Consider the following 25,456-nt stretch of genomic DNA (forward strand, 5'->3'; position numbering starts at 1 on the left):
GGCTTGGCGTTGCACACACCGCCCAAAAGCCCCAGCGATACACTCGCCACCCCGGCCAGGAGTGAAAGGGTCTTGTCCACGGCCCCCCAAACCGGCGAGCGTGGGCGACGGTGACGAGGAGTTACCCCCTCCGAGCCCCTTGTGACGAGGCCGTTCTCCCGAGTCGCCCACTGTACGACTCGGCAGCGCCGGCTAACTGAAGAACTGCTTGAGGTCGTCGCGCTTCGCGGCGTCGAAGTGGCTGTTCACGGCGTCCTCCAGCGCGGCGATGCGGTCTTTCTTGGCCGTGATCGGCGCGATCACGTCCTGCCACTGCTCCCAGGGCGGGTACAACCCCAGGCGGTCGGCGATGTCGTTGAGCCGCTCGTCGCGGTCGTTGACCTTATCCATCTTGTTCACCGCGACCACCGGCTGGACGCCCAACTCCTCGAGCAGGTAGTACAGCTCGACCACGTGGGGGATCTCGTCCCCGCCGCTGTGCCGGTCGATGATGTCGACGGCGGCCTTCCCATCCAGCACGAGCACGCCCACCATGATGTTGTCGGCGTGCGACTCGACGTACCGGACGACCTCGGTTTTGATCGCTTCCTCGTGGCCGTCCTCGACGCCCTGCATGTACCCGAACCCGGGCAGGTCGGTGAGCATGAAGTCCTCGCTTGCCCAGTCGAAATGGTTCGGCTGGCGGGTGACGCCGGGCTTCTGGCCGGTCGGCACCTGGTGGCCGGTGACCGCCCGCATCAGTGTCGACTTCCCGACGTTCGACCGTCCGACGAGCACGACTTCGTCGCTGCGGTCGGGCCGATCCTTGAACATACCGTTGGTAGCCCGCCAGCCCGGTTAAGTAATGCGTCCCACGCCAACAGTCAAAGCGGTGTTTGAGTCTCGGGAGAACTCAAGCCCCAGCCCCGCCAAGCCGGATCCGCAATGAACGCTCGATCCACGCTCAGTGTGTGTGCCGTCGCCGCCGTCCTCGTTGTCGCCGGGATCGCGGGCGCGACCGCCCTCGGCATGGGGCCGGCGTCGGCCGACACCCACACCACCGACTCGAAAGCGATCACGGTGTCGGCCGCCGGCACCGTCGACGCAACCGCCAACCAGGCGGTCATCGATGTCGCCGTGACCGCCAGCGGGAACGACTCCACCGCCGTCCGGGAGTCGTTGGCGGCCGACGTGCAGTCCGTCCGCGACGCCCTCGCCGCCGACGGCGTCCCCGCCAACACCGTCCGCACCACGAACTTCGACATCCGACAGCAACGCGACCGCACCCCGAACGGCGTCGAATACAGCGGCTACCGCGGCGTCCACGACCTCGAAATCACGACCAACGACACGTCCGCGGCGGGCGAACTCATCGACGTCGCCGTCACCAACGGCGCGGACACCATCGACGGCACGTCGTTCACGCTCTCCGACGCCAAACGGGACCGCCTCCACAACGACGCCCTGAACACCGCGATGGCCAACGCCAGACAGCGCGCCGACACCCTCGCGTCCGCCGGCGGGCTCGGCGTTGCCGGCGTCCACGCCATCGACTCCGCGGACACGACCGCCCATCCTCGCGCCGAGGCCGGCGGGATGGTTCCCCAGAGCACCACCGCCACCACCATCGACTCCGGCCCGGTCACCGTCACGGCCTCCGTCCAGGTGACGTACAACGCGACGGCGTAACGCCATCAGCGAAGGCTTTTCTCCGCCGGCTGGCAACTCGATGGCGTGCGACTCGTCCAAGTCACGGTGCCAACCGGAAAACGCGACGCGGTGCTGGCCGCCCTCGACGACGAGGGCGTCGACTACGTCGTCACCCCCGAAACGGCAAGCACCGAATACACCGCCGTCGTGCATTTCCCGCTGCCCACCGCCGCGGTCAGCGACGTCCTCGACGCCCTCCAGGACGTGGGGCTGTCACAGGACGCCTACACCGTCGTCGTGGACGCCGAAACGGTCGTCTCCCGGCGCTTCGACGAACTGGACGCGCGCTACAGCGCCGACTCCGACGCCGCCGACGACCACATCGCCCGCGAGGAGCTGGTCGCGCGCGCCGCTGACCTCGCGCCCAACCGCGTGACGTACGCCGTGCTCACGCTCGTCAGCACCATCATCGCGACCGCGGGACTGCTGTTGGACTCGCCGGCCACCGTGGTTGGGTCGATGGTGATCGCGCCGCTGCTCGGCCCGGCGATGTCCGCCAGCGTCGGCACCGTCGTCGACGACGACGACCTGTTCGCGCGCGGCATCCGACTGCAGGTGGTCGGCGTCGCGCTCGCGGTCGTGGGCGCGGCCGCGTTCGCGTTCCTCGTGAAAACCACACACCTCGTGCCCCCCGGCCTCGACGTGTTGTCGCTGTCCGAGGTCCGGGAGCGACTCCGCCCCGACTTCCTGTCGCTCGTGGTCGCGCTCGGTTCCGGGGTTGCCGGCGTCTACAGTCTCATGTCCGGCGTCTCCTCGGCGCTGGTCGGGGTCGCCATCGCGGTGGCGCTCATCCCGCCGGCGGCCACCGTCGGCATCGGGATCGCGTGGGGGGTCCCCACACTCGCGGTCGGGTCCGCCGTGCTGGTCGCCGTGAACGTCCTCTCGATCAACCTCGCCGCGCTCGTCGGGCTCTGGTACTCCGGGTACCGCCCCCAGCGGTTCTTCGCGGTCGGCGACGCCCACGCCGCGCTCGTCAAGCGCGGCGTCACACTCGCCGTCGCCATCGCCGTTCTCTCGGCGTTCCTCGGCGGCGTTACGCTCGCCTCCGTCGAGGCAGCCGACACCGAACAGGCCGTCGACCGCGCCATCGACGACGTGACCGCGCAGGCCGCTCACACCTCGGTCGTCGACGTCCAGTTCCAGTACGACCGCGGCCTCGTTTCGCGCCAGCCACACACAGTCATCGTCACGCTCGGCATCCCACCTGGCCAGCAGTATCCCGCGCTCGCGCAGTCGCTGGCCAAGCGCATCGAGACCGACACCGGACGGGAGCTCGCCGTCGAAGTCCGGTACGTCGAAACCCAGCGGGTCGCGCCGTCCCGCCCCAACGAGTAAATACCGGCACCGAGTACCGCGGCGCATGCGCACGGAAACAGACGAGTCCCAGGACCCGACCGCCGCGACGCTCCGGCGCCGAGTCGCGGCCACACTCGACCGCGAGTTCCCCGACCTCAGCCGCGGGACGCGAGTGGTCCAGCGGGTGAACGCGGAGACCGGCCTCGTCACGCTGTCGTTCGGCTGTGGGTGTTCCGACGGCGTCTCGCCGGACACCGAGCGCGCGATCGAGGCCACGCTCGTCGCGGACCTCGACGCCGTCACCGGCATCACAACGGACTCGGGCTGTGGCTGTGGGTCCACGGACACCAGCACGGACGACGCTGGCCCCACGGCACCGTTCTAGCGCGCGCAGTCCGCGGTTCGCGCTCGCTTCGCTCGGTCCGTCCCCGCTACTCCTCGAACGGCAGTTCTGGCTCGTGGCCGACCGCGTCGACGGCCGCGGTCAGCGTCTCCGTGACGCCCTCGCCGCCCTCGACGCTCATGTAGCAGTCCGCCTCGATCTCCGCCGAGAGGTCGGTCTTGCTGCAGACGGTGACCAGCGGGGCGTCGCCGAAGCGGTCGCCCACCTCCGCGCGCAGCGCCTGCTGGTCGGCGACCGGGTAGCCACACGCGGCGCTGGCGTCCACGAAGAACAGGATCACGTCCCCCACGTGCGTGAGCGCCGACACGGCCTGGTCTTCGATCTCGTTGCGCTCGTCGGCCGGCCGGTCGAGCAGCCCCGGGGTGTCGACGAGCTGCCACGTGACGTGGTCGCGCTCGAAATGCCCGATGTCCACGGACTTCGTCGTGAACGGGTACTCGGCGGTCTCGATGCTGGCGTTGGTCACGGCGTTCACGAACGAGGACTTCCCCACGTTCGGGTAGCCAGCGACCACCACGGTCGGCACGTCCGGCTGGATCTCCGGCAGGGTCTTGAGGGCGTCACGGGCCGCGCCGACGGCCTCCAGGTCGTCTTCGACCTGGTCCATCACCGACCCCATGCGGCCGAACCCCTGCTTGCGGAGGCTGCGGGCTTTCTCGGCGTCGTTGGGGAGCCGGCCGATGTACTCGCGGCCGAGGTCGTGGGTCTTCGAGGACGCCCACGACAGCTCCGAGAGGTGTTGGCGGAGCTCGTCGATGCCGTCCTCGCTGGCGAACTCCTCGCGCAGGATGGCGTCGGCCAGCTCGCCGTAGAACGGATCGACGTGGTCGAAGTCCGGCCACTCGGTGACGACGTTGTGGAGGTTGTCACCCAGGATGTTCGACGCCGTCTGGAGCATCGACTGCTGTGCTTCCACGCCCTGTTTCGCGCGCCCGGCCCGGGCCGCTCGCGAGAACGCCTGGTCGATGAGTTCCTCCGACGTGGGCGTCGTCGGCAGGCTCTCGAAAATCATGCAACTGGATTCGCGGGCGAGACGTAAAAGGCCACGTATCCCCACGCGAGGGTTTTTGCGCCGCCCCCGCGTGGCGGGCACATGGTCAACTGGCGTGCGGTCCTCACCGGGTTCGGCGTTTCGTTCGTGCTCGGCGTGTTCGCGTTCGCGCTGCCGGGCATCGGCCACGCCGCGGCGGGGCTGGTCGGCGGGTTCGTCGCCGGCTGGATGGCCGACGACGGGGCCTGGAGCGGCGCGGTGCATGGCCTCCTGGCGGGCGCGCTCGGCGGCCTGGTCGTCGTGTCGCTGATCCTCGCTGCCAGCCTCGCCGGCGGGCTGCTGTTCGTCCCCATCGGCGTGCTCGGCGTCGGGGCGGCGCTCGCCGCGCTCGCCGTCTTCCTGGCGCTCGCCGTCGACAGCGCCGTCGCCGGTGCCATCGGCGGGCTGCTCGCCTGACGGGGCTCTCGATGGCCGACGCCGCTGTGGACCTCCACCATCGGCGGCGCACGTCTCGCGACTACCGGCGGTCGTCGAGTTCGGCCAGCAGCGCCTCGACGTCCATGTCCTGTTGGGCGAGCACGACGAGCATGTGGTAGACGACGTCCGCGCCCTCGTGGGCGAGTTCGTCGGTGTCGCCGTCCTTGGCGGCGAGCAGGAACTCGGTGGCTTCCTCGCCGACTTTCTCCAGGGCGGCGTTCTCGCCTTTCTCGTCGTCGGCCAGCAGACTGGCCGTATACGAGTCCTCGGGCATTGTTTCCTTGCGATCCTCGATCACGTCGAACAGCTCGCGGAGCGGGTCACTCATCTCCCATCACCTCCCGGATGTCCCGCAGCTCATCAAACCCGTCGGGCGAGCGCGCACCCTGTGCGAACACGTCGTCGGCGACTGCGATCGGGGCGTTCGTGCGCGCCGCAAGCGCCAGCGAATCGCTGGGGCGCGCGTCGACCACCGTGCTCCCGCGGGGCGTCTCGACGTGCAGATCCGCGAAATACGTGCCCGCTTCGACGCTGGAAATCACGACCCGGTCGACGCGCCCGCCCAACTCCTCGACGAGGTCGAGGGTCACGTCGTGGGTGAGCGGGCGGCCGATGTCGACCGCGTCCAGGCCGCGCGCGATGCTCGCCGCCTCCTCGAAGCCCACGAAGATCGGGAGCACGTCGCCGCTGTCGTCGGCGTCGTCGCGTGCCAGGACGACCACCGCAATCGTGCCGTCGGGAGTGTCCGCCACTCGCACCGCGTCGATGTCGGCGTTCATGCGTCACCGGCCTGTGCGGACGGTGTTCGGTCGAAAAACGCGAGTTCGTGCAGCCGCACGTCGGCGGTCAGCTCCGGGTGGAACGACGTCGCAACCACGGGGCCGTCCCGGATCGCAACCGGACGCCCGTCCCAGGACGCAAGCACCGTCGCGTCCGCGCCGACCTCGTCGATGACCGGCGCGCGGATGAACACCGCGGGGAACGGGTCGGCGAGCCCGTCGACGTCCAGGGGGGCTTCGAAGGAGTCGACCTGGCGGCCGAACGCGTTCCGATCGACGGTCACGTCGAGCACGTCAAGCGTTTCGACGCGGTCGTCGTTGGCGTCCGTCGAGGACACGATGAGGCCCGCGCACGTCGCCAGCAGCGGCTTGCCGGCGGCGACGTGGCTGCGGATCTCGGCGTCGATGCCCTCGCGGTCCAGCAGCCGGGAGATGGCCGTCGACTCCCCACCGGGCAACAGCAACACGTCACACTCCGGGACGACCCCCGCGGTCCGGATCTCACGCACGTCGGCGGGCTGGCCGTGAGCGTCGGCAGCGCGGCGGATCGCGGCGGCGTGTTCGGAGACGTCGCCCTGCACGGCGACAACACCGGCAGTCAGTGTCATACGCTGCCATATGCGGCTGCCGTGAAAAAACGTCTCGCTACGCGAAGAACTGTGCCAGCAACACCACCAGCCCGAAGAACGCCCCGACCGCAACGACGGACCGCGGGTCGATTTGGAGTGCGTTGGAGTCCTCGGAGTCGAAGTAGCGGACGAGGCCCGCACTGGACATCAGGCCGCCCGAGTTTTGACCACTGCTCATGGGTCAGTACTGTCAGCGCGCCCGCCTAAACCTTTCGAGTTGTCGCACCTCCGGCAACAGACGTGCCGTGAGAAACCCTTAACCACGAAGCCCGCCAATTCGGAGTATATCGATGACTGTCACCCTGAAAGACTTCTACGCGGACTGGTGCGGGCCGTGCAAGACTCAGGATCCGATCCTCGAAGAGCTCGAGGCGGACTACGACGAGGACGTGTCCTTCGAGAAGATCGACGTCGACGAAGCCGAGGACGTCGCAAACGAGTACCAAGTGCGTTCGATCCCGACCATCGTCGTGGAGAACGACGACGGCGTCGTCGAGCGGTTCGTCGGCGTCACGCAGCGCGAACAGCTCGAGGACGCAATCGAGTCCGCGGGCGCCTGAGCGCGCACACGTCACGCCGCCTTTTCCGCCGGCTTCGGTCGCGCCCAGCGGCGCCGCTGCATCCGTTCCGGTAGCCTTTCAATCGTTCCGTCTGACCGTGGCACCATGTCAGCGGTGTCACCACCCGTCGCGCTCGCCGCCGGGGTCTCAACGGACGTGCTCGTCGTTTTCGGCGTGGTGGTGGGCGCGCTCGTGTTGTTCGTCACCGAGTGGCTGCCGATCGACGTCACCGCCATCCTCATCATGGTGGTGTTGGCCGTGCTGGAGCCGTGGACGCGGGTGTCGACGGCCGAGAGCCTCTCGGGGTTCTCGAACAAGGCGACCATCGCCGTGCTCGCAATGCTCATCCTGTCGACGGGCGTCAGCCGGACCGGGCTCGTCCAGCTCGTCGGCCGGAAGCTGTCGGCGTTCGCCGGCGAGAACAAGTCCCGACAGCTCGGCGCCACCATCGCCGCGGGCGGCCCGGTGTCCGGGTTCGTGAACAACACGCCCGTGGTTGCGATCCTCGTGCCCGTCATCTCGGACCTCGCGCACAAGGGCAAAACCAGTCCGTCGAAGCTGCTGATGCCGCTGTCGTTCGCGTCGATGCTGGGCGGAACGCTGACGCTCATCGGCACGTCGACGAACCTCCTGGCGAGCGAGACGACCGCCCGACTGGCCGACCAGCAGGGGATCGCGGGCCTGCACGCGTTCTCGATGTTCGAGTTCACACATCTCGGCGTCCTGGTGTTGGCGGTCGGGTCGCTGTACCTGTTCGTCGTCGCCCCCCGGCTGCTCTCCGATCGCGTCCCCGTCGAGGACGACTACCTCACGGAGTACGCGCTCGGCGACTACCTCTCGGAGGTCGTCGTCCGGGAGTCGTCGCCCATCGTCGGGCAGACGGTGCGGGCGGCCATCGACGCCGACCGGTTCGACGCCGACGTGTTGGGGCTGGTGCGCGACGGCGAGCGGTTCATCGAGCCACTCGGGCAGAAGGTCGTGCGTGCGGGGGATACGCTCACGATCCGCACCGGCCGTGAGACGCTGGCCGACATCGCGACCGTCGACGACCTCTCGCTGGCGGGCGCGCCCGACGACGAGCGCGACCTCGAACCCACCACGCAGGACGAGCAGGCGCTCGTGGAGGTCGTCATCCACTCGGGGTCGTCGCTCGCCGGGCAGACGCTGTCCTCGTCGTCGTTCCGCGACCGCTACGACGCCAACGTGCTGGCGTTCCGGTCACGGGGAGAGACGGTCCACGAACGTATGGACGACCGGCGGCTCCGCGTCGGCGACACGCTGCTCGTGCAGGCACCGCGCTCGGGGATCGACAGGCTGTCGGCGAACCCCGATTTCATCGTCGCCCACGAGCCCGACGAGCCGGACTACCGGACGGAGAAGATCCCCCACGCCATCGGCATCGTCCTCGGGGTCGTGCTCGCGGCGACGGTGACCCCGTTTCACATCGTCACGACCGCGCTGGGCGGCGTCGTGGCGATGGTGTCGACCGGCGTCCTCCACCCGTCGGAGGTGTACGACTCCGTCGACTGGGACGTCATCTTCCTGCTGGCGGGCGTCATCCCCCTGGGCATCGCGCTCGAACAGACCGGGGCCGCACAGCTGCTCGGGGAGGCGATGGCCGCCACGGCGACGGTGCTTCCGGCGCTGGGTGTGCTGTGGGTGTTCTACCTGTTCACGGGCGTCATCACGAGCGTCATCTCGAACAACGCCAGCGTCGTGTTGCTGATTCCGGTCGCCGTCGAAGCCGCCGTCGAACTCGGCGCGAACCCGTTCGCGTTCGTGCTTGCGGTGACGTTCGCGGCGTCAACGGCGTTCATGACGCCCGTGGGCTACCAGACGAACCTCTTCGTGTACGGGCCGGGCGGCTACACGTTCAGTGACTTCTTCCGCGTCGGGCTCCCGCTGCAGTTGCTGTTGTCGGTGGTCACGGTTGGTGGCATTGCGGCCTTCTGGGGCGTCTAAGGCGGATATTTCTCGACGCGCCACTTGCCGTCCTCGACGTTGAAGCTGAACGTCCGCGAGCCCTTATCCGACTGCACCATGAGCTTCCCCCCGGAGACGCTGTACCGCGTCAACATCTTCAGTTCGAGTTCCTCCCGTACCGTCTCGAAACACACCATGTGGCGGCCGTCGGCGACGTAGAACCCGATGTCCGTGAGCATCTGTTCGTCAGTCGACTGGAACTCCGCTCGCAGACGCGTGTCCGTCGCCTCGATCACTTCACCGCCGCCGCGATCGACCCACGCGGTGAACGCGTCGTTGAACGCGGCCGAAATGCTGTCGTCTGCCCACACTTGTTCCATGCGCGAAATCACGGCCGGGTGTGCTTAGCGTTTTGGGCTCTCACGGGAACCCAACGCTTAATTATCTAGTTGTACCATGTAGTGGTATGACGTTCGACTCATTCGCTGACGCAAACGAAGCCGAAGTCACACGCGCGATCACACGCCAGTGGACCGACGAGTTCCTCGACGACACGGAAACCGACGTGATCATCGTCGGCGGCGGTCCCTCCGGCCTGATGGCTGCCAAGGAGCTCGCCGACCGGGACGTAGACGTCACCATCATCGAGAAGAACAACTACCTCGGCGGCGGTTTCTGGCTCGGCGGGTTCCTGATGAACAAGCTCACCGTCCGGTCGCCCGCCGAAGCAGTCCTCGACGACCTCGGTGTGCCATACGAGTACGACGAAGAAAACGACGGGCTCGCGGTCGCTGACGCCCCACACGCCTGCTCGGCGATGATCACGGCCGCCTGCGATGCGGGCGCCCGCATCCAGAACATGACCGAGTTCACGGACATCGTCGTGCGCGACGACCACGCGGTCGCCGGTGCCGTCGTCAACTGGACGCCTGTGCACTCGCTGCCCCGTGAGCTCACCTGCGTCGACCCCATCGCGCTGGAAGCCGACGTGGTCGTCGACGCCACCGGCCACGACGCGGTCGTTGTCTCCAAGCTCCACGAACGCGGCGTCCTGGAGGCCGACGGCATCGAACACGTCGAGGAGCACGCCACTGGCATGGACCAGTCCGGTGACGGCGAATACGGCGCGCCCGGCCACGACTCCCCCGGCCACGACTCCATGTGGGTCGCCGACAGCGAGGACAAAGTCGTCGAACAGACCGGGAAAGTCCACGACGGTCTCGTGACCGCCGGACTCTCCACCGCGACCGTCCACGGCCTCACCCGCATGGGACCGACGTTCGGCGCGATGCTGCTCTCGGGGAAAGTCGCCGCCAACGCCGTCATGGACGAGCTCGCCGTCGACGAGCCGCGCGTTGACCTCCCCAGCACGGCCGCGCCCGCCGCAGACGACGACTAATGCACCCCGTTGCGCTCACGATCGCGGGCTCGGACAGCGGCGGCGGCGCCGGCATCCAGGCCGACCTCAAGACGTTCGAGGCCGGCGACGCCTTCGGCACCTCGGCGATCACCGCCGTCACGGCCCAGAACACGCACGGCGTCACCCACAGTGACATCCTTGCGCCCGAGACCGTGCGCGCGCAGATCGACGCCGTCACCACCGACTTCGACGTTTCCGCGGTCAAAACCGGGATGCTCGGCGACGCCGCCGTCGTCGACGCCGTCGCCACCGCGCTCGCGGAGACGCCGGCACCGGTGACCGTCGACCCCGTGGTCGTCTCCCAGTCCGGCGACCGGCTGCTCACCGAGTCGGGGATCGCCGCCGTCCGCGACGAGTTGCTCCCCCGCGCCACGCTCGCCACGCCCAACATCCCCGAAGCCGAGCTGCTTGCCGACACCGAGATCACCGACGAGACCGATCTCCGCGCGGCCGCCGAGGCGGTCTGCGAGCTCGGGCCGGACGCCACACTCCTCACCGGCGGCCACCTCGACGGCGACCCCGTCGACGTGTTCGCCGGCGACACCACCAGCGCGTTCACCCGCCCCCGCATCGAGACGCCCACCACGCATGGCTCCGGCTGCACGCTCTCGGCCGCGATCACTGCGCGCCTCGCCCACGGCGACGCCCTGCGGCCGGCGGTCGAGCGCGGTATCGACGCGGTCGCAGCCGCCATCGACGGCGACCTCTCCGTGGGCGGCGGCGACGGGCCCGTCGACCACCGCCGCGCCACCGCCACACCCACCACGGGAGTCGGCGCCGGGATCAGGGCTGTCCGGGACGTGGTTGCGATGCTCGAAGCCGAGTGGCCGCCCGCCCTGGTGCCGGAAGTCGGCATGAACGTCGCGGTTGCACCCCCGGCAGCCACCACGCCCGCCGACGTGGTCGCCGTTGATGGCCGCCTCCACGCCACCACGCGTGGCGTCCGCGCCGCCGGCGGCATCGAACCGGGGGCGTCGAGTCATATCGCCCGCTTCCTCCTGGGCGTGCGCGCCCACGACGCCGACGTGACCGCCGCCACCAACGTCCGGTGGAGCGCCGCCCGCGAGGACGCCCTGGGCGACCACTGGGACACCGTCAGCGTCGACCGCACCACCGAGCCCGCGGACGCCGACGGCACGATGGATTGGACCGCACAACGCGTCATGGCGGACCGCGACAGCGCGCCCGACGCCGTCGTCGACTCCGGCGCTGTCGGCAAGGAAGCGATGGTGCGCGTGCTCGCCGCCGACGCGGACGCGCTCACCGCGAAGCTCCGCACGGTGGCCTCACTCGAACGTGACGCCGACGTCGCGTAGGTCGTCGTTGTACCGCGCGAGGTTGATCAACAGCGGCGTCAGCGACTCGACCTCCGCGGCGTTCTCCGCCGGCCCGGCGTCCAGCGCGCGCAGCCCCGTGATGTCGTCTGCGAGCTCCGCCACGCGCGTTCGCGCGCCCTCGTCGTCACCCACAACGAGCGTGTCAGCGTCCAGTTCGGCGTCCAGGTCCGCGAGCCGGTCGGCCGCGAGGTTGTGGAACGCACCCACCACGTCGACACCGTCGGGTGCGGCGTCCGCCACCAACGCCGTGACGCTGCCCGCCGACGGCGGGTTGTAGTGGAGGCCGCGCTCGCCGCTGGCGATGCCGACCGCCGGCGAGATCACCAGCGTGTCCGCGTCGAGCCTGTCCGCGACAGCGCCCATGACATCGGTGACGTGGTAGGCGGGCACCGCCACCACTACGACGTCCGCGCGGTCGGCCGCCATCTCGTTGGCGAACCCCGTGAGCTTGCGGTCGACGCCTTGATCGGCCAACGTGTCCTCGTACGCTGCCGCCGTCTCCCGCGCCTTCTCGGGGTCCCGTGACCCGATCACGATGTCGTGGTCGCTGTCGGTGGCCCACCGCAGTGCTAGTCCCGCGCCGATGTCGCCGGTTCCGCCGAGCAACGCGATTCGCATACGCCGACGGTCGGCCGGCACCCGAATAAGGATTGCGTGGGCGTCTCACACCACGGCTTGACGGCTGGTCGCCAGCCGCCCGCCCGTGTCACTGCCCGAGAAGCGCCGGCAGATCGTTCACGGAGTCCAGAACGTGGTCGGCACCGGCGGTGTGGTATTTCTGGCGGCCGGCCTCGCCGGTCAGCCCGCCGGTCAGCACGCCCACCGCGTGGTACTCGCGGCCGGGGTCCGCCTCGCGGGCGTTCAGCGCCGTCGCCACGTCGTCGAGGGTGTCCCCCACGAACACCACCGAGTCCGCCCCGGTGCGCTCGGCGAGCGCGATCAGCGCCCGGGGGTTCGGTTTGCCAGCCGCCCAGTCGTCCATCGTGAAGCGGCGCTCTCCCGGGATGTCCAGGCCGACGCGGTCCAAGGCCACGTCGGCTTCGTCGCTGGGCCGCCCGGTCAGCACGCACACCGGCCAGTCGGCGGTCAGCGCGTCGCCCGTTTCGGGCGCGAGCAAGCGGTCCTCGTCGTGGATGAACCCCGGCGCGGCCAGGTCGGGGTCGCCGCCCTCGAAGCGGCGGTAGTACTCGGTGCCGAGATACAGCTGCTGGAAAACGTCCCGCAGCCGCTCGGGCTGCCAGGCGTCGCGTACGCGCTCGACGGCGGCCGGGCCGAGGCTGGCGTCCACGACCGCCTCTGCGCCCGCCAGCCCGCCGCCGTGCTCGGCGATCGCGTCGGTGAACGCGCCCACGCCCCCGATGGTGCCGTTCTCCCGGGACGCCAGCACCCACAACGCAGCCGCGTCCGTCACCGTCCAGTCGTTGTTGAACCCGCCAGCGTCCTTGAACTGCTGGATGTCAGCCCGCTCGATGGTGTCGCCGTACACGTGCTCGACGGCCTCCACGATGGCGCGCCGATACGACTCAGCCACGTCCACGAGCACCCCATCCACGTCCAGGACAACCGCGTCAACCTCCATACGCCGGCTGTCGGGCGCACCCGGCAAGTCAGTTACGCGTCCCGCGCCACGAACAGCGTCCCTGACGCCACCGTTCGTCGCTCGCTCACCGGGACAACGACCGGCTCACCACCCAGCGTCGTGAGATAACACGCCGCGCCGACCGCCCCGGCAACGTCCACGACCGCCCGCTGCAGCTCGGGCGGACACCGCAGGGCGTACACGGCGTCGGCAGCCTCGTATACGGCCCGCTCGGGGTCCGTGACGTCGTCACGCACGAACCGGACCGTCTCGGGCACTGTACACGCCTCGATGTCGGTTGCCGTCACCGCACACCCGCGCTCCGCCAACGCCGCCGCGACGTCCGGTCGCGCTCCGATCCCGACCTCCACAACGCGGCTGTGGGCCGCCAACACCGCGGCGACCGTCGGTGGCTGTGTCACGGCGGGATGTTTATGCCATCCCACGCTTAACGGTACCCCATGCGGGTAGACATCGTCCCCGTCGGCGACGTGCCCGCGCACGTCAAACGGCAGGCATCGTCCAGCCTCCGCTCGGTCTACGACTGCGAGGTCGTCGTTGCCTCCGAACAGGACGTGCCGACGGCGGCGTACGACGAGGCCCGGAGCCAGTACCGTGCTGCGGAGTTCATCGACACCGCAACCCGGGCCACCAGCGGCGACAAAACCATCGCCATCACGCCCCACGACCTCTTCTACCGCCGCCGCAACTACGTCTTCGGGCTGGCGTATCTCGACGGCCGCGGCTGCGTCGTCTCCACGTACCGCCTCCAGACCTCAAGCGACGGTGGCTTCTCCAATCGGTCTTCGAGCGACGTCTTCGACGACCGCGTCCGTAAGGAAGTCGTCCACGAACTCGGCCACACGCTCGGCCTCGAACACTGCGACAACAACCGGTGTGCGATGAACTTCTCGCCCACCGTCCGCGAAGTCGACCGCAAGGAAGAGAACCTCTGTGGGAGCTGCCAGCGCACCGTCTTCTAACCGCCCTCGGGGCTGGTCAGTCCTCGTTCAACTGCTCGGCCCGCCCCGTGGCCTTCGCGGTGACCTCCGGCCGCGCTTCGAAGCTGAAGGCGATCCGCTCGCCGTAGTCCGGCTCGTGGACCGTTCCCCGGTCGTGGCACCACGACACGAAGGCGTTGCCGGCATCGGTGTTGGGCACCGACAGCGAGACGCGCCTGCGGTCCGGCAGCGCGTCGGTGAGCCGGTCCCGGAGCGCGTCTAATCCCTCGGCCTCCGTCGCGCTCGTGACGACCGGCGCGTGCCCGGCGTGCTCGGCGAGCAGCCGGCGTTTCGCGTCGAGGTCCGTGGCGGCGTCCCGCTTGTTCAGGACGGGGACGAGTGTCCCCTCGGCGTCCGCCAGTTCGTCGCGGCTCGCTTCCACCTTCGCGCGAATCCCCTCGCGGTCGTCGGTCGCGTCCACGACGAGGAGAACGGCGTCGGCCTCCCGGGCGGCCGCGAGCGTCGTCCGGAACGACGACAGCAGCCAGCGCGGCAGGTCGTCCACGAACCCGACCGTGTCCGTGAGGAGGACGCGGCGCTCGCCGACGGTCGCCCGGCGCGTCGTCGTGTTCAGCGTCTCGAACAGTCGGTCGCGGGAGGCTGCCGTGTCGGTGCGGTCGCCGTGGCCGTCGTTCTCGTCGACGGCGAGGTCGTCCGCGAGCCGCCTGAGGAGGGTGGACTTCCCGGCGTTCGTGTAGCCCGCGAGCGCCACGAGGTCGAAGCCCGACTCCCGGCGGGCCTCGCGGAGGCCGTCGTCGGCGTCGTCGAGCCGGTCCAGTTCCGCTCGACGGTCCGTGATGCGCTGGCGGTAGTCCGCCTTCAGCTGTGCGGCCGGGCGTTCGCCGCCGCTCCGGAACCCCTGTCGGCCCTGGGTCTCGCCGCGCTCGACGCGGGCTTGCGCTCGCGGGAGTTCGTACCGGAGTTCGGCGAGCCGGACTTCCAGCCGGGCGCGCTTGGTCTCCGCGCGCTCCCCGAAGATGTCCAACACGAGGCGCGCGCGGTCGACCACCTCCGCGCCGACGGCCTCCTGGAGGTTGTGCGCGCGCCCCGGGTCGAGGTGGTCGTCGACGACCACGAGGTCGGCGCTCCGGCGCTCGACCAGGCCTGCGATATCGGCGACCGCGCCGTCGCCGAGGTCGTAGGTCGGGTCGCGGGGCCGCGCCTGCGTGCGTTCCGCGACGACCTCGACGCCCGCCGCCTCGCAGAGCGCACGGATCTCGTCGGTCTCGATGGGGGTGTCTGTTCGTCGCTTCGCGACGACCGCTGTCGAATTCCGTCTGTCTGTCATGTACGCGTGGGTGTCTCGCTGGGTCAGCAACCGGTCCCCGTCGTGACGCCCGCACGCGGCAGCCGCCGGCCGCCGGCGGCGGCCGGGTCGGACGCCCGGCTATCGGTCGAGCACGGTCATATGAACGCCAGCGGCGCCGACCAACAAAACCCTACCGGCCGCTTAGAACCGACGCCGTCACCCGAACGGGGCTCGCACGCCCCGGCCCGCATTCAGGTCGTGTAGTAGTACTCGCCGTCGCGTTTCTGCTGTTTGTCGAGCTGGCTGTCGGGTTTGTTGATGCGCGGGCGGCCGAGGCGCTCGTCGCGCCGGAACGTCACGTCGAGGTTCGCGAGGAACTCGTTCATCCCCGAGCGCATCGCCTGGGGGGGCGACGCCTGCCCGTGTTCGGCGGGCTCGCCGTCGAACACCATCAGCCGGTCGCTCACCAGATCGATCATGTAGATGTCGTGGTCGATCACCATCACGGTGCTCTCGTTGTTCTCCGCGAAGCGCCGGATGGCGCGGGTCGCGAGCACGCGCTGCTCGACGTCGAGGTGCGCGCTCGGCTCGTCCAACAGATAGAGGTCGGCGTCCTTCGAGAGGGTCGCCGCGATGGCGACGCGCTGGCGCTCCCCGCCGGAGAGGTCCGGCAGGCGTTGCTCCATGATCGGATCCAGTTGCAGCGGATCCGCGATCTCGGTCTGCCAGTAGCTCGTCCCCACGTCGTCCGTGACCGACGAGAGGAACGCGTCGACGCGCATCTGCTGGTCGGCCTCCACGTACTGGGGCTTGTACGCGATGTCCAGCCCCACGTCGAGGGATGCGCCCGCCTCGCCGCCGACGCTCGACGGCTCCAGGCCGCCCGCGAGCAACTGCGCGAACGTCGACTTCCCGATGCCGTTCGGTCCGACGACGCCCAGCACCTCGTTGCGGTTGATGTCGCCGCCCTCGACGGACAGCGTGAACTCGCCGTCGCCGTAGGACTTCGTCATGTCGGGATACGACACGAGCGTGTCCCGGCGGCTGGCCGACCGGGGGGCGTGCTCCTCGAACTCGATGGCCTCCGGGCGCACGCGCATGTTCTCGTTTTCGAGGTATCCGCGGAGGTACTCGTTGATGCCGTTGCGGACGCTTTTCGGCGGCGTCACGACGCCGTAGACGGACGGCTCACCGTACGCGACGTGAATGGAGTCCGCCAGCATGTCCAGGACCGCGAGGTCGTGCTCGACGACGAGCACGGCCTTGTCGGCGTCTTCGGCGAGCTCCCGCACGAGGCGCGCCGCGGTGACGCGCTGGCCGATGTCCAGGTACGGCGTCAGCTCGTCCACGAAGTAGAAATCGGCGTCTCGCGCGAGCGTCGCGGCGAGCGCGACGCGCTGGAGCTCCCCGCCCGACAGCGAGTCGATCGCCTGATCCATCACCGGCCGGATCGACAGCCGGTCGACGAGGTCATCGAGCACGCCGCGCTCGTCGGTCGCCTCCAACAGCTGGCGGGTGTTGCCGTCGAACTGTGCGGGGATCTCGTCGACGTACTGGGGCTTTTTGGCGACGTCGACGTCGCCGTCCCGGACGGCCGCCAGGTAGTCCTGGAGCTCGGTCCCGCGGTATTCGTCGACGACCTCGTCCCAGTCGGGCGGCGACTCGTGGCGGCCGAGGTTCGGCGTCACCTCCCCGGCGAGCAAGTCGACGGCCGTCGACTTCCCGATGCCGTTGGGGCCAAGCAGGCCGGTGACCTTCCCGGACTCCGGCACCGGCAGCCCGTACAGCGAGAAGGAGTTCTCCCCGTAGCGGTGGGTCGGCTGGTCGTCGAGCTCCTGGGGGAGGTTGATGATCTCGATGGCGTCGAACGGACATTTCTCGACGCAGATCCCACAGGACTCCCCGAGACAGATCTCCTCGCTGATGTGGACTTGGTCGGGGTCGCCGTCCCCGGCGTCCTCGCCGCGGAGCGTGATGCACTCCTTGCCGGTGCGGTTCGGCGGGCAGTAGTTCGAACACTCGTAGTTACACCGGTCCGGCTGACACCGATCCAGGTCGACGACCGCGATGCTGTCGTCCGCCATCGTTACAGGCTCACGCCGGCGGTCAGGAGCACGCCCCACGTGACGAACCACAGCGCGAACGTCATGAACGCGACGTAGAAGTAGTCTTTCGCGGAGAACTCTCCGATGTCGACGCCGAACGCCCGCATGAGACCAAGCTCGACGATAACCAGCCCGAGCAACACGAGCAAGCCCATGCGGCTGGTCGGGTCGGAGACGGCCACCTCCGACACGAACGCCGCCACCACCCCGCCGAGCGTGGCGATGGTCGTGACCGTCAGGCTTCGCCGATGAGCGGCCGTCGGGTCCAGGTTCTCTGCCATACGGTGGTGTGTGGTGGCCGCGCTCAAAAGCAGTTCGCTTGCCGGATGACGCCCCACCGACAGGTCACGTGAACAGTTCCCGTGAGACGACTTCCCGGTGCTTTAAGCGCGTGGAGTGTTTCGAATCGTAATGATGGCTGCAGACGACAGCGTACTCGAAGACCTCCCACCGAGCGCCAAACTCGTCTTCAAGGTCCTCGAATACGACGGCCCACTCACACAGAAACGCATCGTCGAGGAAACAATGCTCTCGGCGCGCACCGTCCGGTACGCGCTCGAACGGCTCGAAGACCGTGACGCTGTCGACGAAGACATCTACTTCGCCGACGCTCGCCAGAGTCTGTATGATCTCACTCCGGACGCTGCCCCGGAGGACGCCGACGCGGACGCCGAAGCAGCCTGAGAACTTCGTTCTGACGCCCCACACGCGGCGTCACTGCTGGTCGACGCTACGCGTTCGGCACGACCGTGATCATCCGCTCGGTGTCGATGGCGCGCTCTAACTCCTCGGCGATGGTCGACCCACGCGACACCTTGATGTCGCCGCCTCGGCCCACCGTCGCCGTGAACAAGTACTCGCCGTCGGCCTGCACTTCGACGGTCTCACCGGCGCGGTCGTCGCCCATCGGGACGATGATGTGTCGACTCGTGATCTCCGGGGTCACGATCTCCCCCGCCTGCGCGTCGTCGGTGTCGCTGTCGGGGTCGGCCGCCGACTCCGTGGGGCGCTCGTCGAGCGTGCGCACGTCGATGTCGATGCCAAGCCGGTTCTCGATGTCCGCGATGCGGCCCCCGCCCTTCCCGATGACGTGGCTGATGTCGTCGTCGGAGACGTAGACGACCGCGTCGTTTGGCCCCCGAATGTCGACCGCCACGCGGTCCCGGGTGGCGGCCTGGATCTCCCGTTCGACCTCCTGCTTTGCGAGCTTGTCCACGCCGGACTCCCCGGCGCCGCCGCTTTCGCCGTCGAGTGGCACGGTCACGACCTGGCGGTTGAACGTGTACAGCTCGTACGCCGGCACGTTCGTCTCGAAGTCCCGCACCTGGATGACCGGGCGCGCGAGGTCCTCTTCCATCAGTCCCTCCGGCACCTTCACCTCCGTGGTCACGTCGTAGACGGTCTCGACGTTGCCGGCCTCGATGTAGACGACGGTGTCCACGATCTGGGGGATCATGCCCAGCTCGACGCGCCCGACGAGCCGCTGGAGGGCGTCGATGGGGCGGGTGGCGTGGACCACGCCGACCATCCCGACGCCAGCCAGCCGCATGTCCGAGAACACCTCGAAGTCGTCGGTCTTCCGGACTTCGTCGTAGATGGTGTAATCCGGCCGCACCATCAACAGGGAGTCGGCGGTCTTCTCCATGGACCCACTCAGTGCCGTGTACTGCGTGACCTCCTCGTCGAGTTGGAGGTCCCGCGGTTTCTCCATGGTCTTCACGACGTTGCCGGCGTCAGCGAGGAACTCCGCGACCGCCTGCGCGAACGTGGATTTCCCCGCGCCGGGGGCGCCCGCGATGAGCACGCCGCGGTCGCGTTCGAGCAGGCGCTCACGGAGGGCGTCGGCCTGCGTGTAGTCGTCCATCGTCGTCTTCACGATCGGCCGCACGGCGGTGATCTCGACGCGCTCGCTGAACGGCGGCTCCGAGATGGCGATGCGCAGATCCCGCACTTGCGCGATGGTCATGCCGTCCTCCGAGAGCTCAATGAAGGCGTCGTCGGCGCGCTTCGCGGTTGAGACGATCTCCGTGGCGTACTCCCGCACGAGCGATTCGTCGAGGGCGTCCTCGCCGATGGCCTGGTATTCGATTTCGCCCACGTCACCGCGCTTGGCCTTCGGCACCATCCCCGCTTTCAGGTGGAGGCTCATCGTGTCCTCGTCGAGGTACTCCTCGATGGCGAGCGCCTCGAAATCCGGTTCCAGGGGTTCGAGGAACTCCACGTCGATGCCCTTGCCTTCCGCGACCTCCGCTTGCACGATGTCGCTGGTGACGAACGTCGCGTCGTGGGCGGCCGCCACGTCGCGGATGATGGCGTCGATGGCGCCCGCCGCCGCGCGCTTGATGTCGTCTTCATCGGCGCGCTCGCCGACGTACTCGACGGTGATCGCTCCGTCGTCGGCGAGTTCGACGAGCCGCTGGAGTTCTTCGAGGGCGTCCCACCCGGTCTGCCGGCCGCCGTTGGCTTGTGCCTCGACTTCGCCCACGACCGCTTCGGGCACATACACTGTCGCGCCTTCGTAGGTCCCGTCCTCGACGCCCCGCGAGATGCGGCCGTCGACGACGACGCTCGTGTCCGGAACGACGTTCATTTCACTGTCCGTAGTCTCGGCGCACGGATAAGGGTGTTTGGCCGCGACCGGTGAGATCACTCCGCTGCCCGGCAGGCCACCGCCGAGCGCGGCCGCTGTGGGGTGGCAAGCAGTGAGATGGGACGTGCCCAGGTCCCCGACAAGTCCGGTGTGATGGACGGTGCCACTGACAGCGCCCCCGAGCGTGACCGCAAGCGTGGGATGGCGTGCGCGCCGTGGGGGTGCGGGATGGATTCGACTGGCGCCGGTCTACGGTGGCGCCGATTTCTGGTAGGCGCGCCGGACGTAAAAGTTGTATGGTGTATGTTAACATGCACATGAATTTCGATGACACACTGCGGCACCCCGTGCCCCCGCGATCCCACTGCGTTCCGCGACACGAACGCTGATAGTACCCCGGTGTCGATGCACACACATGGCACACGCCACACAGTCTCCGGACGCCTACGACGCCCTCCTCGATCACTACGAAACCATCACCGGCCTCGGCGGTGCGGCCGGCATCCTCAGCTGGGATCAAGAGGTCATGATGCCCGAGGGTGGCACGCCCGCCCGTTCGACGCAGAAATCAGCGGTGTCGACGGTCAGACACGACCTGCTGACCGACCAGCAGGTCGCCGATTGGCTCGACGACCTCGCCGACGCCGACCTCACGGACGAACAGGCGGCGGTCGTCCGCGAGATCCGCCGCGAGCACGAACGCGCCGCCCGCGTCCCCAGCGACCTGATCGCCGACCTCTCGGAGAAGACCTCCGAGGCCCATCCCAAGTGGAAGCAGGCCCGTGAGGAAGACGACTTCTCGATCTTCGCGCCGGTCCTGGAGGACCTCATCGACCTCAAACGGGAGTACGCTAACCACATCGACCCCGACGCAGACGCATACGAGGTCCTGTTCGCCGACTACGAGCCCTATCTCGACCTCGACACCGCAGAGCGCGTGCTCGAACGCCTCCGGGACGAACTCGTCCCGCTCATCGCGGACATCCGCGACAGCGACGTGACCCTCGCGGACCCGTTCGCGGGCAGCCAGTTCGACGTGGACACCCAGGAGGACCTCGCCCGGGACGTGCTCGACACGCTCGGCTACGACTGGGAGCACGGCCGGATCGACACCGCCCCCCATCCGTTCTCCTCGGGCACCCCCTTCGACGCGCGCGTCACCACCCGCTTCGACCCCGAGAAACCCGTCGACGCCCTGCTGTCGACCATCCACGAGTTCGGCCACGCCCGCTACACGCTCGGGCTCCCCCGAGCGGAGTACGGCACCCCTCTCGGCGAATCACGCGACCTGACCGTCCACGAGTCACAGAGCCGGCTCTGGGAGAACCACATCGGCCGCTCGCCGGCGTTCTGGGAGGCGTTCCTGCCCGAGATGAAAACCCAGTTCCCACAGGTCGAGGACGCCACCCCACAGGCGGCCTTCGAGGCCGCCAACGAGATCTTCGAGGACAACCTCATCCGCGTCGAGGCGGACGAACTCACCTACCACATGCATATCGTGGTGCGCTTCGAGATCGAGCGCGAACTCATCGAGGGCGATCTCGACGTCGCGGACGTGCCCGAGGCCTGGAACGACAAGTACGAGGAGTACCTGGGCGTCCGCCCCGAGACCGACGCCGAGGGCTGTCTGCAGGACATCCACTGGAGCCAAGGGTCGATCGGTTACTTCCCGACGTACTCGCTGGGCAGCGTGCTCGCCGCCCAGATATTCGCCGCGCTGGAGGCCGACATCGGCCCCGTCGACGAACGCGTCCGCGAGGGCGACTTCGATGTCGTCGGTGACTGGCTGGAATCCAACGTCCACCAGCACGGCGCCCGCTACACCACGCCCGACCTGGTTCGTGAAGCCACCGGTGAGGCGTTCACGGCCGACTACTTCCTTGATCACGTCCACGAGAAGTACGGCGAGCTGTACGACCTCTGACGCCGCGTCAGGCGGTGCGAACAGCCGGTAGTTATTTTATCGCGGCGACTACCACGACATGGTCACCTACGGGGTGCTGCGTGAGGAGTGGGCAGCCCGGCAGCCCACACTGTGAGGGGCAGCCGTTTATCTGGCTGCCCACCGTCGGGACGAGTATGCGCGCAGCCGTCTATCAGGGACCCGGCGAGATCGCCGTCGAAGAGGTACCGAAACCCGACATCGAGTCGCCCGACGACGCCGTGATTCGCGTGACCCACACGGCGGTCTGTGGCTCCGACCTCTGGTTCTATCGGGGGGACAGCGACCGCGAGGCGGGGTCGCGGGTCGGCCACGAGCCCATGGGCATCGTCGAGGAAGTCGGCGACGACGTGACCTCGGTCGCGCCCGGGGACCGCGTCATCGCACCGTTCGCCATCTCCTGTGGGGAGTGTGAGTTCTGCCGGCAGGGCCTGTACACCTCCTGCGTTGAAGACGAGTCCTGGGGCAGCGAGGCCAACGGCGGGGGCCAGGGCGAGTACGTCAAGTGTCCGTTCGCGGACGGCACGCTCGTTCGGGTGCCGGACCGCTACGCCGACGACGAGGACGTACTCGAATCGCTGCTGCCGCTGACCGACGTGATGGGCACCGGCCACCACGCCGCCGTCAGCGCGGGTGTCGGCGAGGGTGACACGGTCGTCGTCGTCGGCGACGGCGCGGTCGGGCTGTGTGGCGTGCTCGCCGCCCAGCGCCTCGGTGCCGAGCGCATCATCGCGATGGGCCACCACGAGGACCGCCTCGAACTCGCCACGGAGTTCGGCGCGACGGACACGATCTCGGCGCGCGGCGACGACGCAATCGAGCGAGCGCGAGACCTCACGCACGGCGGCGCGAACCACGTCATGGAGTGCGTGGGCGCGGCGTCCGCGATGGACTCCGCCATCGCCATCGCGCGGCCCGGCGGCACCGTCGGTTACGTCGGCGTGCCCTACGGCGTCGAGGACGGCGGGCTGGACGTGTTCACGATGTTTTCGGACAACATCACCATCCGGGGCGGAGTCGCGCCGGTTCGGGCGTACGCCGAGGAGCTGATGGCCGACGTGCTGCAGGGGACGCTTGATCCGTCGCCGATCTTCACGAAGACCGTCGACCTCGATGGCGTCCCGGAGGGGTACGCGGCCATGGACGACCGGGAGGCGATCAAAGTGCTGGTGAAGGCCTGACCGGTCCACCAGCCGGCGGCGGTGTCGTGGACGCGACTCCTGTGTGTGGTACTACCTGACACCTTGCAGTAGCTTGAAGTGATGGCGCGGTGTACCATGGCATGCATGTCGAGCGCACAGACTTCGGACGACTCCCTGCTGGACGAGTTCCTCGAAGACCGCGGCCACGACACCCGGACGTGGGACGAGAGCTACAACAAAAAGCAGTGTCCGGAGTGTGGTGGGCTCCACGACGTAGACGCACGAACCTGCACAGTCTGTGGCTGGGGACCGAACTAACGCCGGTCACGCGCACCGACCCGCGACCATCGGCTTGCGGTTCTGTCGAGAGCATCGTACGCCGCTGCGCGCGCTACCCACCCCCGTGTGTGGCCGCTCCGGCGGCCGACGAAACCGGGTGGGTTTGACGCCCGGTTCGGAGTGGCAGAATTTCAATCGGTTTATACACCATTAGCTCCTCTAGTGCTGCAATGACGGACTCGGAGCCGGAAGTCACGCGGCTGTTCGGTGGTCCGGGGAGCGGGAAAACGACCGCGCTCCTCGACCACGTCGAGGAAATCCTCAGCGAGGACGACGTCTCGGTTCGAGACATCCTCGTCGTGTCGTACACGCGCGCTGCAGCCGCCGAGGTCCGGGAACGACTCGCCGAGCGACTCGATATGAACCCGCGATCCCTGCGGGGGAACGTCGCCACGATGCACGCCAAAGCCTACGAACTCCTCGGGTTGTCCCGTGGGGACGTTGTCGGCGAGAGCGACAAGGAGGCGTTCTGTGAGGAGTACGGCATCTCCTTCGAGGACGAGTACGCCTCCGGGTCGCGCCGGACGGCGCGCTCGACGACGCTGGGGAACAAGGTCATCGCCACCTCACAGTGGCTCCAGCGAACCAGCCGGGACGTCTCGGAGTGGTACGACGTTCCCTTCCGCTGGGACGACGAGGAGGTCCGCCTCCCCCCGGAGATCGACGAGAACGCACAGGTCGGGAACAAGTACACGCCGACGTGGCCGTCCAGCGACGAACGCCACGACATCCCCGAGGCGATCCGGGCGTGGCGGACGTACAAAGGCGAGAACGAACTCGTCGGGTTCGCGGACATGCTCGAACGCGTCGAGCAGCGCTCGCTGCTGCCGAACGTCGAGTACCTCGTCATCGACGAGTTCCAGGACATCACGAGCCTCCAGTACGACGTCTACGAGGAGTGGCGGCCCCACATGGATCGCGTCCTCATCGCGGGCGACGACGACCAGGTGGTGTACGCCTGGCAGGGCGCCGACCCCCGCCTGCTGCTCGACACCACGGTCACCGACGACCAGGTGTTGCCCAACTCCTATCGGCTCCCCTCCCAAGTGCTTGAGATCGTCCAACAGGAGATCAGTCACATCGACACCCGCCAGGAGAAAGACCTGAAACCCCGCAAGGAGGGCGGCAGCGTCGAAGCGATCGACAGCCCGTCGATGCTGGATCTCGTGCGGAACGTTCGGCGGACCGTCGAGGCCACCGACGACGACACGGTGATGATCCTGTTCCGGGCGCGCTACCAGCTGTTCGACTTCGTGGACGAGTTCATCGGCGACGGCATCCCGTTCCGCGCGCTCACCGACCAGCGGATGTGGACCGACCGCCTCCAACAGTACATCAACGCCGTCGAAGCCCTGGAGACCGACGACGACGTCAACGGCCTGGAGGCCCGCCGGCTCATGGACATGCTCCAGGATTCGGCGTTCGGCACCAACGACCGCAGCGATCTCCGGGAGGCCATCGACGAGGCCCAAGGCGAGAGCACCGACCTCACGGAGCTGACGTTCCCCGCGGAGTTCATCCGGGACTACGTGCCGTTCGTTCCCGGGCCGTCGGCGGCCGCCGACATGCTGCGGAAGGTCACGCGCTACCAGCGCCGCAGCATCGACGCCTACTTCGAGGGTGACTACCGTGGCATGGATCCGGATCGGGTGCGCGTCGGCACGATCCACTCCGCGAAGGGCCGCGAGGCCGATCACGTCTTCTTGGCGACGGATCTCACGGAGAAGGTCGTCGAGCAGATGGCGGCGACCGCCGACCCCGAGACGGTGCCCGACGACGTGGAGTTCACGAGCAAAACCAGCCCGGTGCCGATCCTGACTGACAACGAGCGCCGCGTCTTCTACGTGGGGATGAGCCGTGCCCGCGAGCGCTTGGTACTGTTGCAGGACCTCGTCGGCGGCGCGCCGACGCTCCCCATCGACGTGTTGCTGTACGGCGAGCGGACCGGACAGACGCTTGCGGACGCGCTGGACGCCGATACGCCGGTGCAGATCCCGTAACCAGA

28 protein-coding genes are annotated in these 25,456 nt (G+C 68.5%); 14 read left to right on the forward strand and 14 right to left on the reverse strand.

Annotated elements, in window-relative coordinates; translation table 11 throughout:
- Positions 1-192: 192 nt before the first annotated feature.
- Complete coding sequence (engB, locus tag APQ99_RS04505; RefSeq protein ID WP_136360982.1) at positions 193-813, reverse strand: GTP-binding protein EngB; 621 nt, start codon at positions 811-813, stop codon at positions 193-195.
- A gap of 111 nt (positions 814-924) precedes the next feature.
- Between engB and APQ99_RS04510 the strand changes: the two genes are divergently transcribed.
- The 3 genes from APQ99_RS04510 to APQ99_RS04520 are packed head-to-tail and all read left to right on the forward strand — an operon-like array spanning position 925 to position 3,370.
- Positions 925-1,668, forward strand: a complete 744-nt coding sequence (locus APQ99_RS04510) for an SIMPL domain-containing protein (protein WP_136360983.1) — start codon at positions 925-927, stop codon at positions 1,666-1,668.
- A 45-nt stretch (positions 1,669-1,713) separates the two neighbouring features.
- Positions 1,714-3,024 carry a TIGR00341 family protein gene (locus tag APQ99_RS04515; RefSeq protein WP_012289527.1) on the forward strand — a complete coding sequence of 437 codons (1,311 nt, stop codon included), beginning with the start codon at positions 1,714-1,716 and terminating at the stop codon, positions 3,022-3,024.
- Positions 3,025-3,049: 25 nt separating this feature from the next.
- Entirely contained in the window at positions 3,050-3,370 is a 321-nt protein-coding gene (locus APQ99_RS04520) for a hypothetical protein (RefSeq protein ID WP_136360984.1), read from the forward strand.
- A gap of 46 nt (positions 3,371-3,416) precedes the next feature.
- Here the strand turns inward: APQ99_RS04520 and APQ99_RS04525 are convergent, their stop codons facing one another.
- Positions 3,417-4,400, reverse strand: coding sequence for an NOG1 family protein (locus APQ99_RS04525; RefSeq protein WP_136360985.1), 984 nt, complete (start codon positions 4,398-4,400; stop codon positions 3,417-3,419).
- Between the two features lie 81 nt (positions 4,401-4,481).
- On the opposite strand from APQ99_RS04525, the gene APQ99_RS04530 reads away from it, so the two are divergent.
- On the forward strand, positions 4,482-4,835 hold the full coding sequence (locus APQ99_RS04530) for a DUF5518 domain-containing protein (protein WP_010903938.1): 354 nt from the start codon (positions 4,482-4,484) through the stop codon (positions 4,833-4,835).
- Positions 4,836-4,896: 61 nt separating this feature from the next.
- On the opposite strand, the gene hisE is transcribed toward APQ99_RS04530, so the two are convergent.
- From hisE to APQ99_RS04550, 4 genes are read right to left on the reverse strand one after another with little or no spacing between them, the layout of a single operon-like run.
- Complete coding sequence (hisE, locus tag APQ99_RS04535) at positions 4,897-5,184, reverse strand: phosphoribosyl-ATP diphosphatase (protein ID WP_136360986.1); 288 nt, start codon at positions 5,182-5,184, stop codon at positions 4,897-4,899.
- Complete coding sequence (locus APQ99_RS04540; RefSeq protein WP_010903940.1) at positions 5,177-5,635, reverse strand: bifunctional nuclease family protein; 459 nt, start codon at positions 5,633-5,635, stop codon at positions 5,177-5,179. The genes hisE and APQ99_RS04540 overlap by 8 nt, the downstream gene beginning before the upstream one ends.
- Positions 5,632-6,243: a pyridoxal 5'-phosphate synthase glutaminase subunit PdxT gene (gene pdxT / locus APQ99_RS04545; RefSeq protein ID WP_010903941.1), complete on the reverse strand. Its 612-nt coding sequence runs from the start codon at positions 6,241-6,243 to the stop codon at positions 5,632-5,634. Before pdxT ends, APQ99_RS04540 begins: the two co-directional genes overlap by 4 nt.
- A 37-nt stretch (positions 6,244-6,280) precedes the next feature.
- On the reverse strand, positions 6,281-6,442 hold the full coding sequence (locus APQ99_RS04550) for a preprotein translocase subunit Sec61beta (RefSeq protein ID WP_010903942.1): 162 nt from the start codon (positions 6,440-6,442) through the stop codon (positions 6,281-6,283).
- Positions 6,443-6,554: 112 nt separating this feature from the next.
- Between APQ99_RS04550 and trxA the strand changes: the two genes are divergently transcribed.
- Positions 6,555-6,824, forward strand: coding sequence for a thioredoxin (gene trxA, locus APQ99_RS04555; RefSeq protein WP_010903943.1), 270 nt, complete (start codon positions 6,555-6,557; stop codon positions 6,822-6,824).
- A 105-nt stretch (positions 6,825-6,929) separates the two neighbouring features.
- Positions 6,930-8,786 (forward strand): SLC13 family permease, encoded by a 1,857-nt coding sequence (locus APQ99_RS04560; protein ID WP_136360987.1) that lies wholly within the window; start codon positions 6,930-6,932, stop codon positions 8,784-8,786.
- Here the strand turns inward: APQ99_RS04560 and APQ99_RS04565 are convergent.
- Entirely contained in the window at positions 8,783-9,127 is a 345-nt protein-coding gene (locus APQ99_RS04565) for a hypothetical protein (RefSeq protein ID WP_010903945.1), read from the reverse strand. The genes APQ99_RS04560 and APQ99_RS04565 overlap by 4 nt on opposite strands.
- A gap of 86 nt (positions 9,128-9,213) precedes the next feature.
- Between APQ99_RS04565 and APQ99_RS04570 the strand changes: the two genes are divergently transcribed.
- The gene (locus APQ99_RS04570; protein ID WP_010903946.1) at positions 9,214-10,146 is read left to right on the forward strand and encodes a sulfide-dependent adenosine diphosphate thiazole synthase; all 933 of its coding nucleotides are present in this window, start codon (positions 9,214-9,216) and stop codon (positions 10,144-10,146) included.
- Entirely contained in the window at positions 10,146-11,483 is a 1,338-nt protein-coding gene (gene thiD / locus APQ99_RS04575) for a bifunctional hydroxymethylpyrimidine kinase/phosphomethylpyrimidine kinase (RefSeq protein WP_136360988.1), read from the forward strand. The genes APQ99_RS04570 and thiD overlap by 1 nt, the downstream gene beginning before the upstream one ends.
- Here thiD and npdG read toward each other — a convergent pair.
- From npdG to APQ99_RS04590, 3 genes are all read right to left on the reverse strand, one after another.
- The gene (npdG, locus tag APQ99_RS04580; protein WP_136360989.1) at positions 11,454-12,122 is read right to left on the reverse strand and encodes an NADPH-dependent F420 reductase; all 669 of its coding nucleotides are present in this window, start codon (positions 12,120-12,122) and stop codon (positions 11,454-11,456) included. The two genes, thiD and npdG, sit on opposite strands and share 30 nt — an antisense overlap.
- 88 nt (positions 12,123-12,210) lie before the next feature.
- Positions 12,211-13,083: a TIGR01548 family HAD-type hydrolase gene (locus APQ99_RS04585; RefSeq protein WP_136360990.1), complete on the reverse strand. Its 873-nt coding sequence runs from the start codon at positions 13,081-13,083 to the stop codon at positions 12,211-12,213.
- Positions 13,084-13,115: 32 nt separating this feature from the next.
- Positions 13,116-13,505 carry a UPF0146 family protein gene (locus APQ99_RS04590; RefSeq protein WP_136360991.1) on the reverse strand — a complete coding sequence of 130 codons (390 nt, stop codon included), beginning with the start codon at positions 13,503-13,505 and terminating at the stop codon, positions 13,116-13,118.
- A gap of 39 nt (positions 13,506-13,544) precedes the next feature.
- On the opposite strand from APQ99_RS04590, the gene APQ99_RS04595 reads away from it, so the two are divergent.
- On the forward strand, positions 13,545-14,066 hold the full coding sequence (locus tag APQ99_RS04595; protein WP_010903951.1) for an archaemetzincin family Zn-dependent metalloprotease: 522 nt from the start codon (positions 13,545-13,547) through the stop codon (positions 14,064-14,066).
- Positions 14,067-14,082: 16 nt separating this feature from the next.
- Here APQ99_RS04595 and hflX read toward each other — a convergent pair whose 3' ends face one another.
- From hflX to APQ99_RS04610, 3 genes are all read right to left on the reverse strand, one after another.
- A complete protein-coding gene (gene hflX, locus APQ99_RS04600; RefSeq protein WP_136360992.1) occupies positions 14,083-15,372 on the reverse strand; it encodes a GTPase HflX in 1,290 nt (429 codons plus the stop codon).
- Between the two features lie 212 nt (positions 15,373-15,584).
- Positions 15,585-17,417: a ribosome biogenesis/translation initiation ATPase RLI gene (locus tag APQ99_RS04605; protein ID WP_136360993.1), complete on the reverse strand. Its 1,833-nt coding sequence runs from the start codon at positions 17,415-17,417 to the stop codon at positions 15,585-15,587.
- 2 nt (positions 17,418-17,419) lie between these two features.
- On the reverse strand, positions 17,420-17,719 hold the full coding sequence (locus APQ99_RS04610) for an EMC6-like membrane protein (RefSeq protein ID WP_136360994.1): 300 nt from the start codon (positions 17,717-17,719) through the stop codon (positions 17,420-17,422).
- A gap of 130 nt (positions 17,720-17,849) precedes the next feature.
- Between APQ99_RS04610 and APQ99_RS04615 the strand changes: the two genes are divergently transcribed.
- A complete protein-coding gene (locus tag APQ99_RS04615; RefSeq protein WP_010903955.1) occupies positions 17,850-18,122 on the forward strand; it encodes a MarR family transcriptional regulator in 273 nt (90 codons plus the stop codon).
- A 46-nt stretch (positions 18,123-18,168) separates the two neighbouring features.
- Here APQ99_RS04615 and APQ99_RS04620 read toward each other — a convergent pair whose 3' ends face one another.
- Positions 18,169-20,028 (reverse strand): PINc/VapC family ATPase, encoded by a 1,860-nt coding sequence (locus APQ99_RS04620; protein ID WP_010903956.1) that lies wholly within the window; start codon positions 20,026-20,028, stop codon positions 18,169-18,171.
- A 415-nt stretch (positions 20,029-20,443) separates the two neighbouring features.
- On the opposite strand from APQ99_RS04620, the gene APQ99_RS04625 reads away from it, so the two are divergent.
- The 4 genes from APQ99_RS04625 (at position 20,444) to APQ99_RS04635 (ending at position 25,451) form a co-directional block, all read left to right on the forward strand.
- On the forward strand, positions 20,444-21,952 hold the full coding sequence (locus APQ99_RS04625; RefSeq protein ID WP_010903957.1) for a carboxypeptidase M32: 1,509 nt from the start codon (positions 20,444-20,446) through the stop codon (positions 21,950-21,952).
- Between the two features lie 155 nt (positions 21,953-22,107).
- The gene (locus APQ99_RS04630) at positions 22,108-23,151 is read left to right on the forward strand and encodes a zinc-dependent alcohol dehydrogenase family protein (RefSeq protein ID WP_136360995.1); all 1,044 of its coding nucleotides are present in this window, start codon (positions 22,108-22,110) and stop codon (positions 23,149-23,151) included.
- A 105-nt stretch (positions 23,152-23,256) separates the two neighbouring features.
- Entirely contained in the window at positions 23,257-23,430 is a 174-nt protein-coding gene (locus APQ99_RS12525) for an HVO_0416 family zinc finger protein (protein WP_012289528.1), read from the forward strand.
- Positions 23,431-23,621: 191 nt separating this feature from the next.
- Positions 23,622-25,451, forward strand: coding sequence for a UvrD-helicase domain-containing protein (locus tag APQ99_RS04635; protein ID WP_010903960.1), 1,830 nt, complete (start codon positions 23,622-23,624; stop codon positions 25,449-25,451).
- Positions 25,452-25,456 lie beyond the last annotated feature (5 nt).

The organism is Halobacterium salinarum DSM 3754, from assembly GCF_008124605.1.
In the GTDB taxonomy this organism is placed as follows: Archaea; Halobacteriota; Halobacteria; order Halobacteriales; family Halobacteriaceae; genus Halobacterium; species Halobacterium salinarum.

Coding starts and splice junctions, on each gene's coding strand:
- engB (WP_136360982.1), bottom strand. CDS start 813: ATGTTCAAGGATCGGCCCGACCGCAGCGACGAAGTCGTGCTCGTCGGA.
- APQ99_RS04510 (WP_136360983.1), top strand. CDS start 925: ATGAACGCTCGATCCACGCTCAGTGTGTGTGCCGTCGCCGCCGTCCTC.
- APQ99_RS04520 (WP_136360984.1), top strand. CDS start 3,050: ATGCGCACGGAAACAGACGAGTCCCAGGACCCGACCGCCGCGACGCTC.
- APQ99_RS04525 (WP_136360985.1), bottom strand. CDS start 4,400: ATGATTTTCGAGAGCCTGCCGACGACGCCCACGTCGGAGGAACTCATC.
- APQ99_RS04530 (WP_010903938.1), top strand. CDS start 4,482: ATGGTCAACTGGCGTGCGGTCCTCACCGGGTTCGGCGTTTCGTTCGTG.
- hisE (WP_136360986.1), bottom strand. CDS start 5,184: ATGAGTGACCCGCTCCGCGAGCTGTTCGACGTGATCGAGGATCGCAAG.
- APQ99_RS04540 (WP_010903940.1), bottom strand. CDS start 5,635: ATGAACGCCGACATCGACGCGGTGCGAGTGGCGGACACTCCCGACGGC.
- pdxT (WP_010903941.1), bottom strand. CDS start 6,243: ATGACACTGACTGCCGGTGTTGTCGCCGTGCAGGGCGACGTCTCCGAA.
- APQ99_RS04550 (WP_010903942.1), bottom strand. CDS start 6,442: ATGAGCAGTGGTCAAAACTCGGGCGGCCTGATGTCCAGTGCGGGCCTC.
- trxA (WP_010903943.1), top strand. CDS start 6,555: ATGACTGTCACCCTGAAAGACTTCTACGCGGACTGGTGCGGGCCGTGC.
- APQ99_RS04560 (WP_136360987.1), top strand. CDS start 6,930: ATGTCAGCGGTGTCACCACCCGTCGCGCTCGCCGCCGGGGTCTCAACG.
- APQ99_RS04565 (WP_010903945.1), bottom strand. CDS start 9,127: ATGGAACAAGTGTGGGCAGACGACAGCATTTCGGCCGCGTTCAACGAC.
- APQ99_RS04570 (WP_010903946.1), top strand. CDS start 9,214: ATGACGTTCGACTCATTCGCTGACGCAAACGAAGCCGAAGTCACACGC.
- thiD (WP_136360988.1), top strand. CDS start 10,146: ATGCACCCCGTTGCGCTCACGATCGCGGGCTCGGACAGCGGCGGCGGC.
- npdG (WP_136360989.1), bottom strand. CDS start 12,122: ATGCGAATCGCGTTGCTCGGCGGAACCGGCGACATCGGCGCGGGACTA.
- APQ99_RS04585 (WP_136360990.1), bottom strand. CDS start 13,083: ATGGAGGTTGACGCGGTTGTCCTGGACGTGGATGGGGTGCTCGTGGAC.
- APQ99_RS04595 (WP_010903951.1), top strand. CDS start 13,545: ATGCGGGTAGACATCGTCCCCGTCGGCGACGTGCCCGCGCACGTCAAA.
- hflX (WP_136360992.1), bottom strand. CDS start 15,372: ATGACAGACAGACGGAATTCGACAGCGGTCGTCGCGAAGCGACGAACA.
- APQ99_RS04605 (WP_136360993.1), bottom strand. CDS start 17,417: ATGGCGGACGACAGCATCGCGGTCGTCGACCTGGATCGGTGTCAGCCG.
- APQ99_RS04610 (WP_136360994.1), bottom strand. CDS start 17,719: ATGGCAGAGAACCTGGACCCGACGGCCGCTCATCGGCGAAGCCTGACG.
- APQ99_RS04615 (WP_010903955.1), top strand. CDS start 17,850: ATGATGGCTGCAGACGACAGCGTACTCGAAGACCTCCCACCGAGCGCC.
- APQ99_RS04620 (WP_010903956.1), bottom strand. CDS start 20,028: ATGAACGTCGTTCCGGACACGAGCGTCGTCGTCGACGGCCGCATCTCG.
- APQ99_RS04625 (WP_010903957.1), top strand. CDS start 20,444: ATGGCACACGCCACACAGTCTCCGGACGCCTACGACGCCCTCCTCGAT.
- APQ99_RS04630 (WP_136360995.1), top strand. CDS start 22,108: ATGCGCGCAGCCGTCTATCAGGGACCCGGCGAGATCGCCGTCGAAGAG.
- APQ99_RS12525 (WP_012289528.1), top strand. CDS start 23,257: ATGTCGAGCGCACAGACTTCGGACGACTCCCTGCTGGACGAGTTCCTC.
- APQ99_RS04635 (WP_010903960.1), top strand. CDS start 23,622: ATGACGGACTCGGAGCCGGAAGTCACGCGGCTGTTCGGTGGTCCGGGG.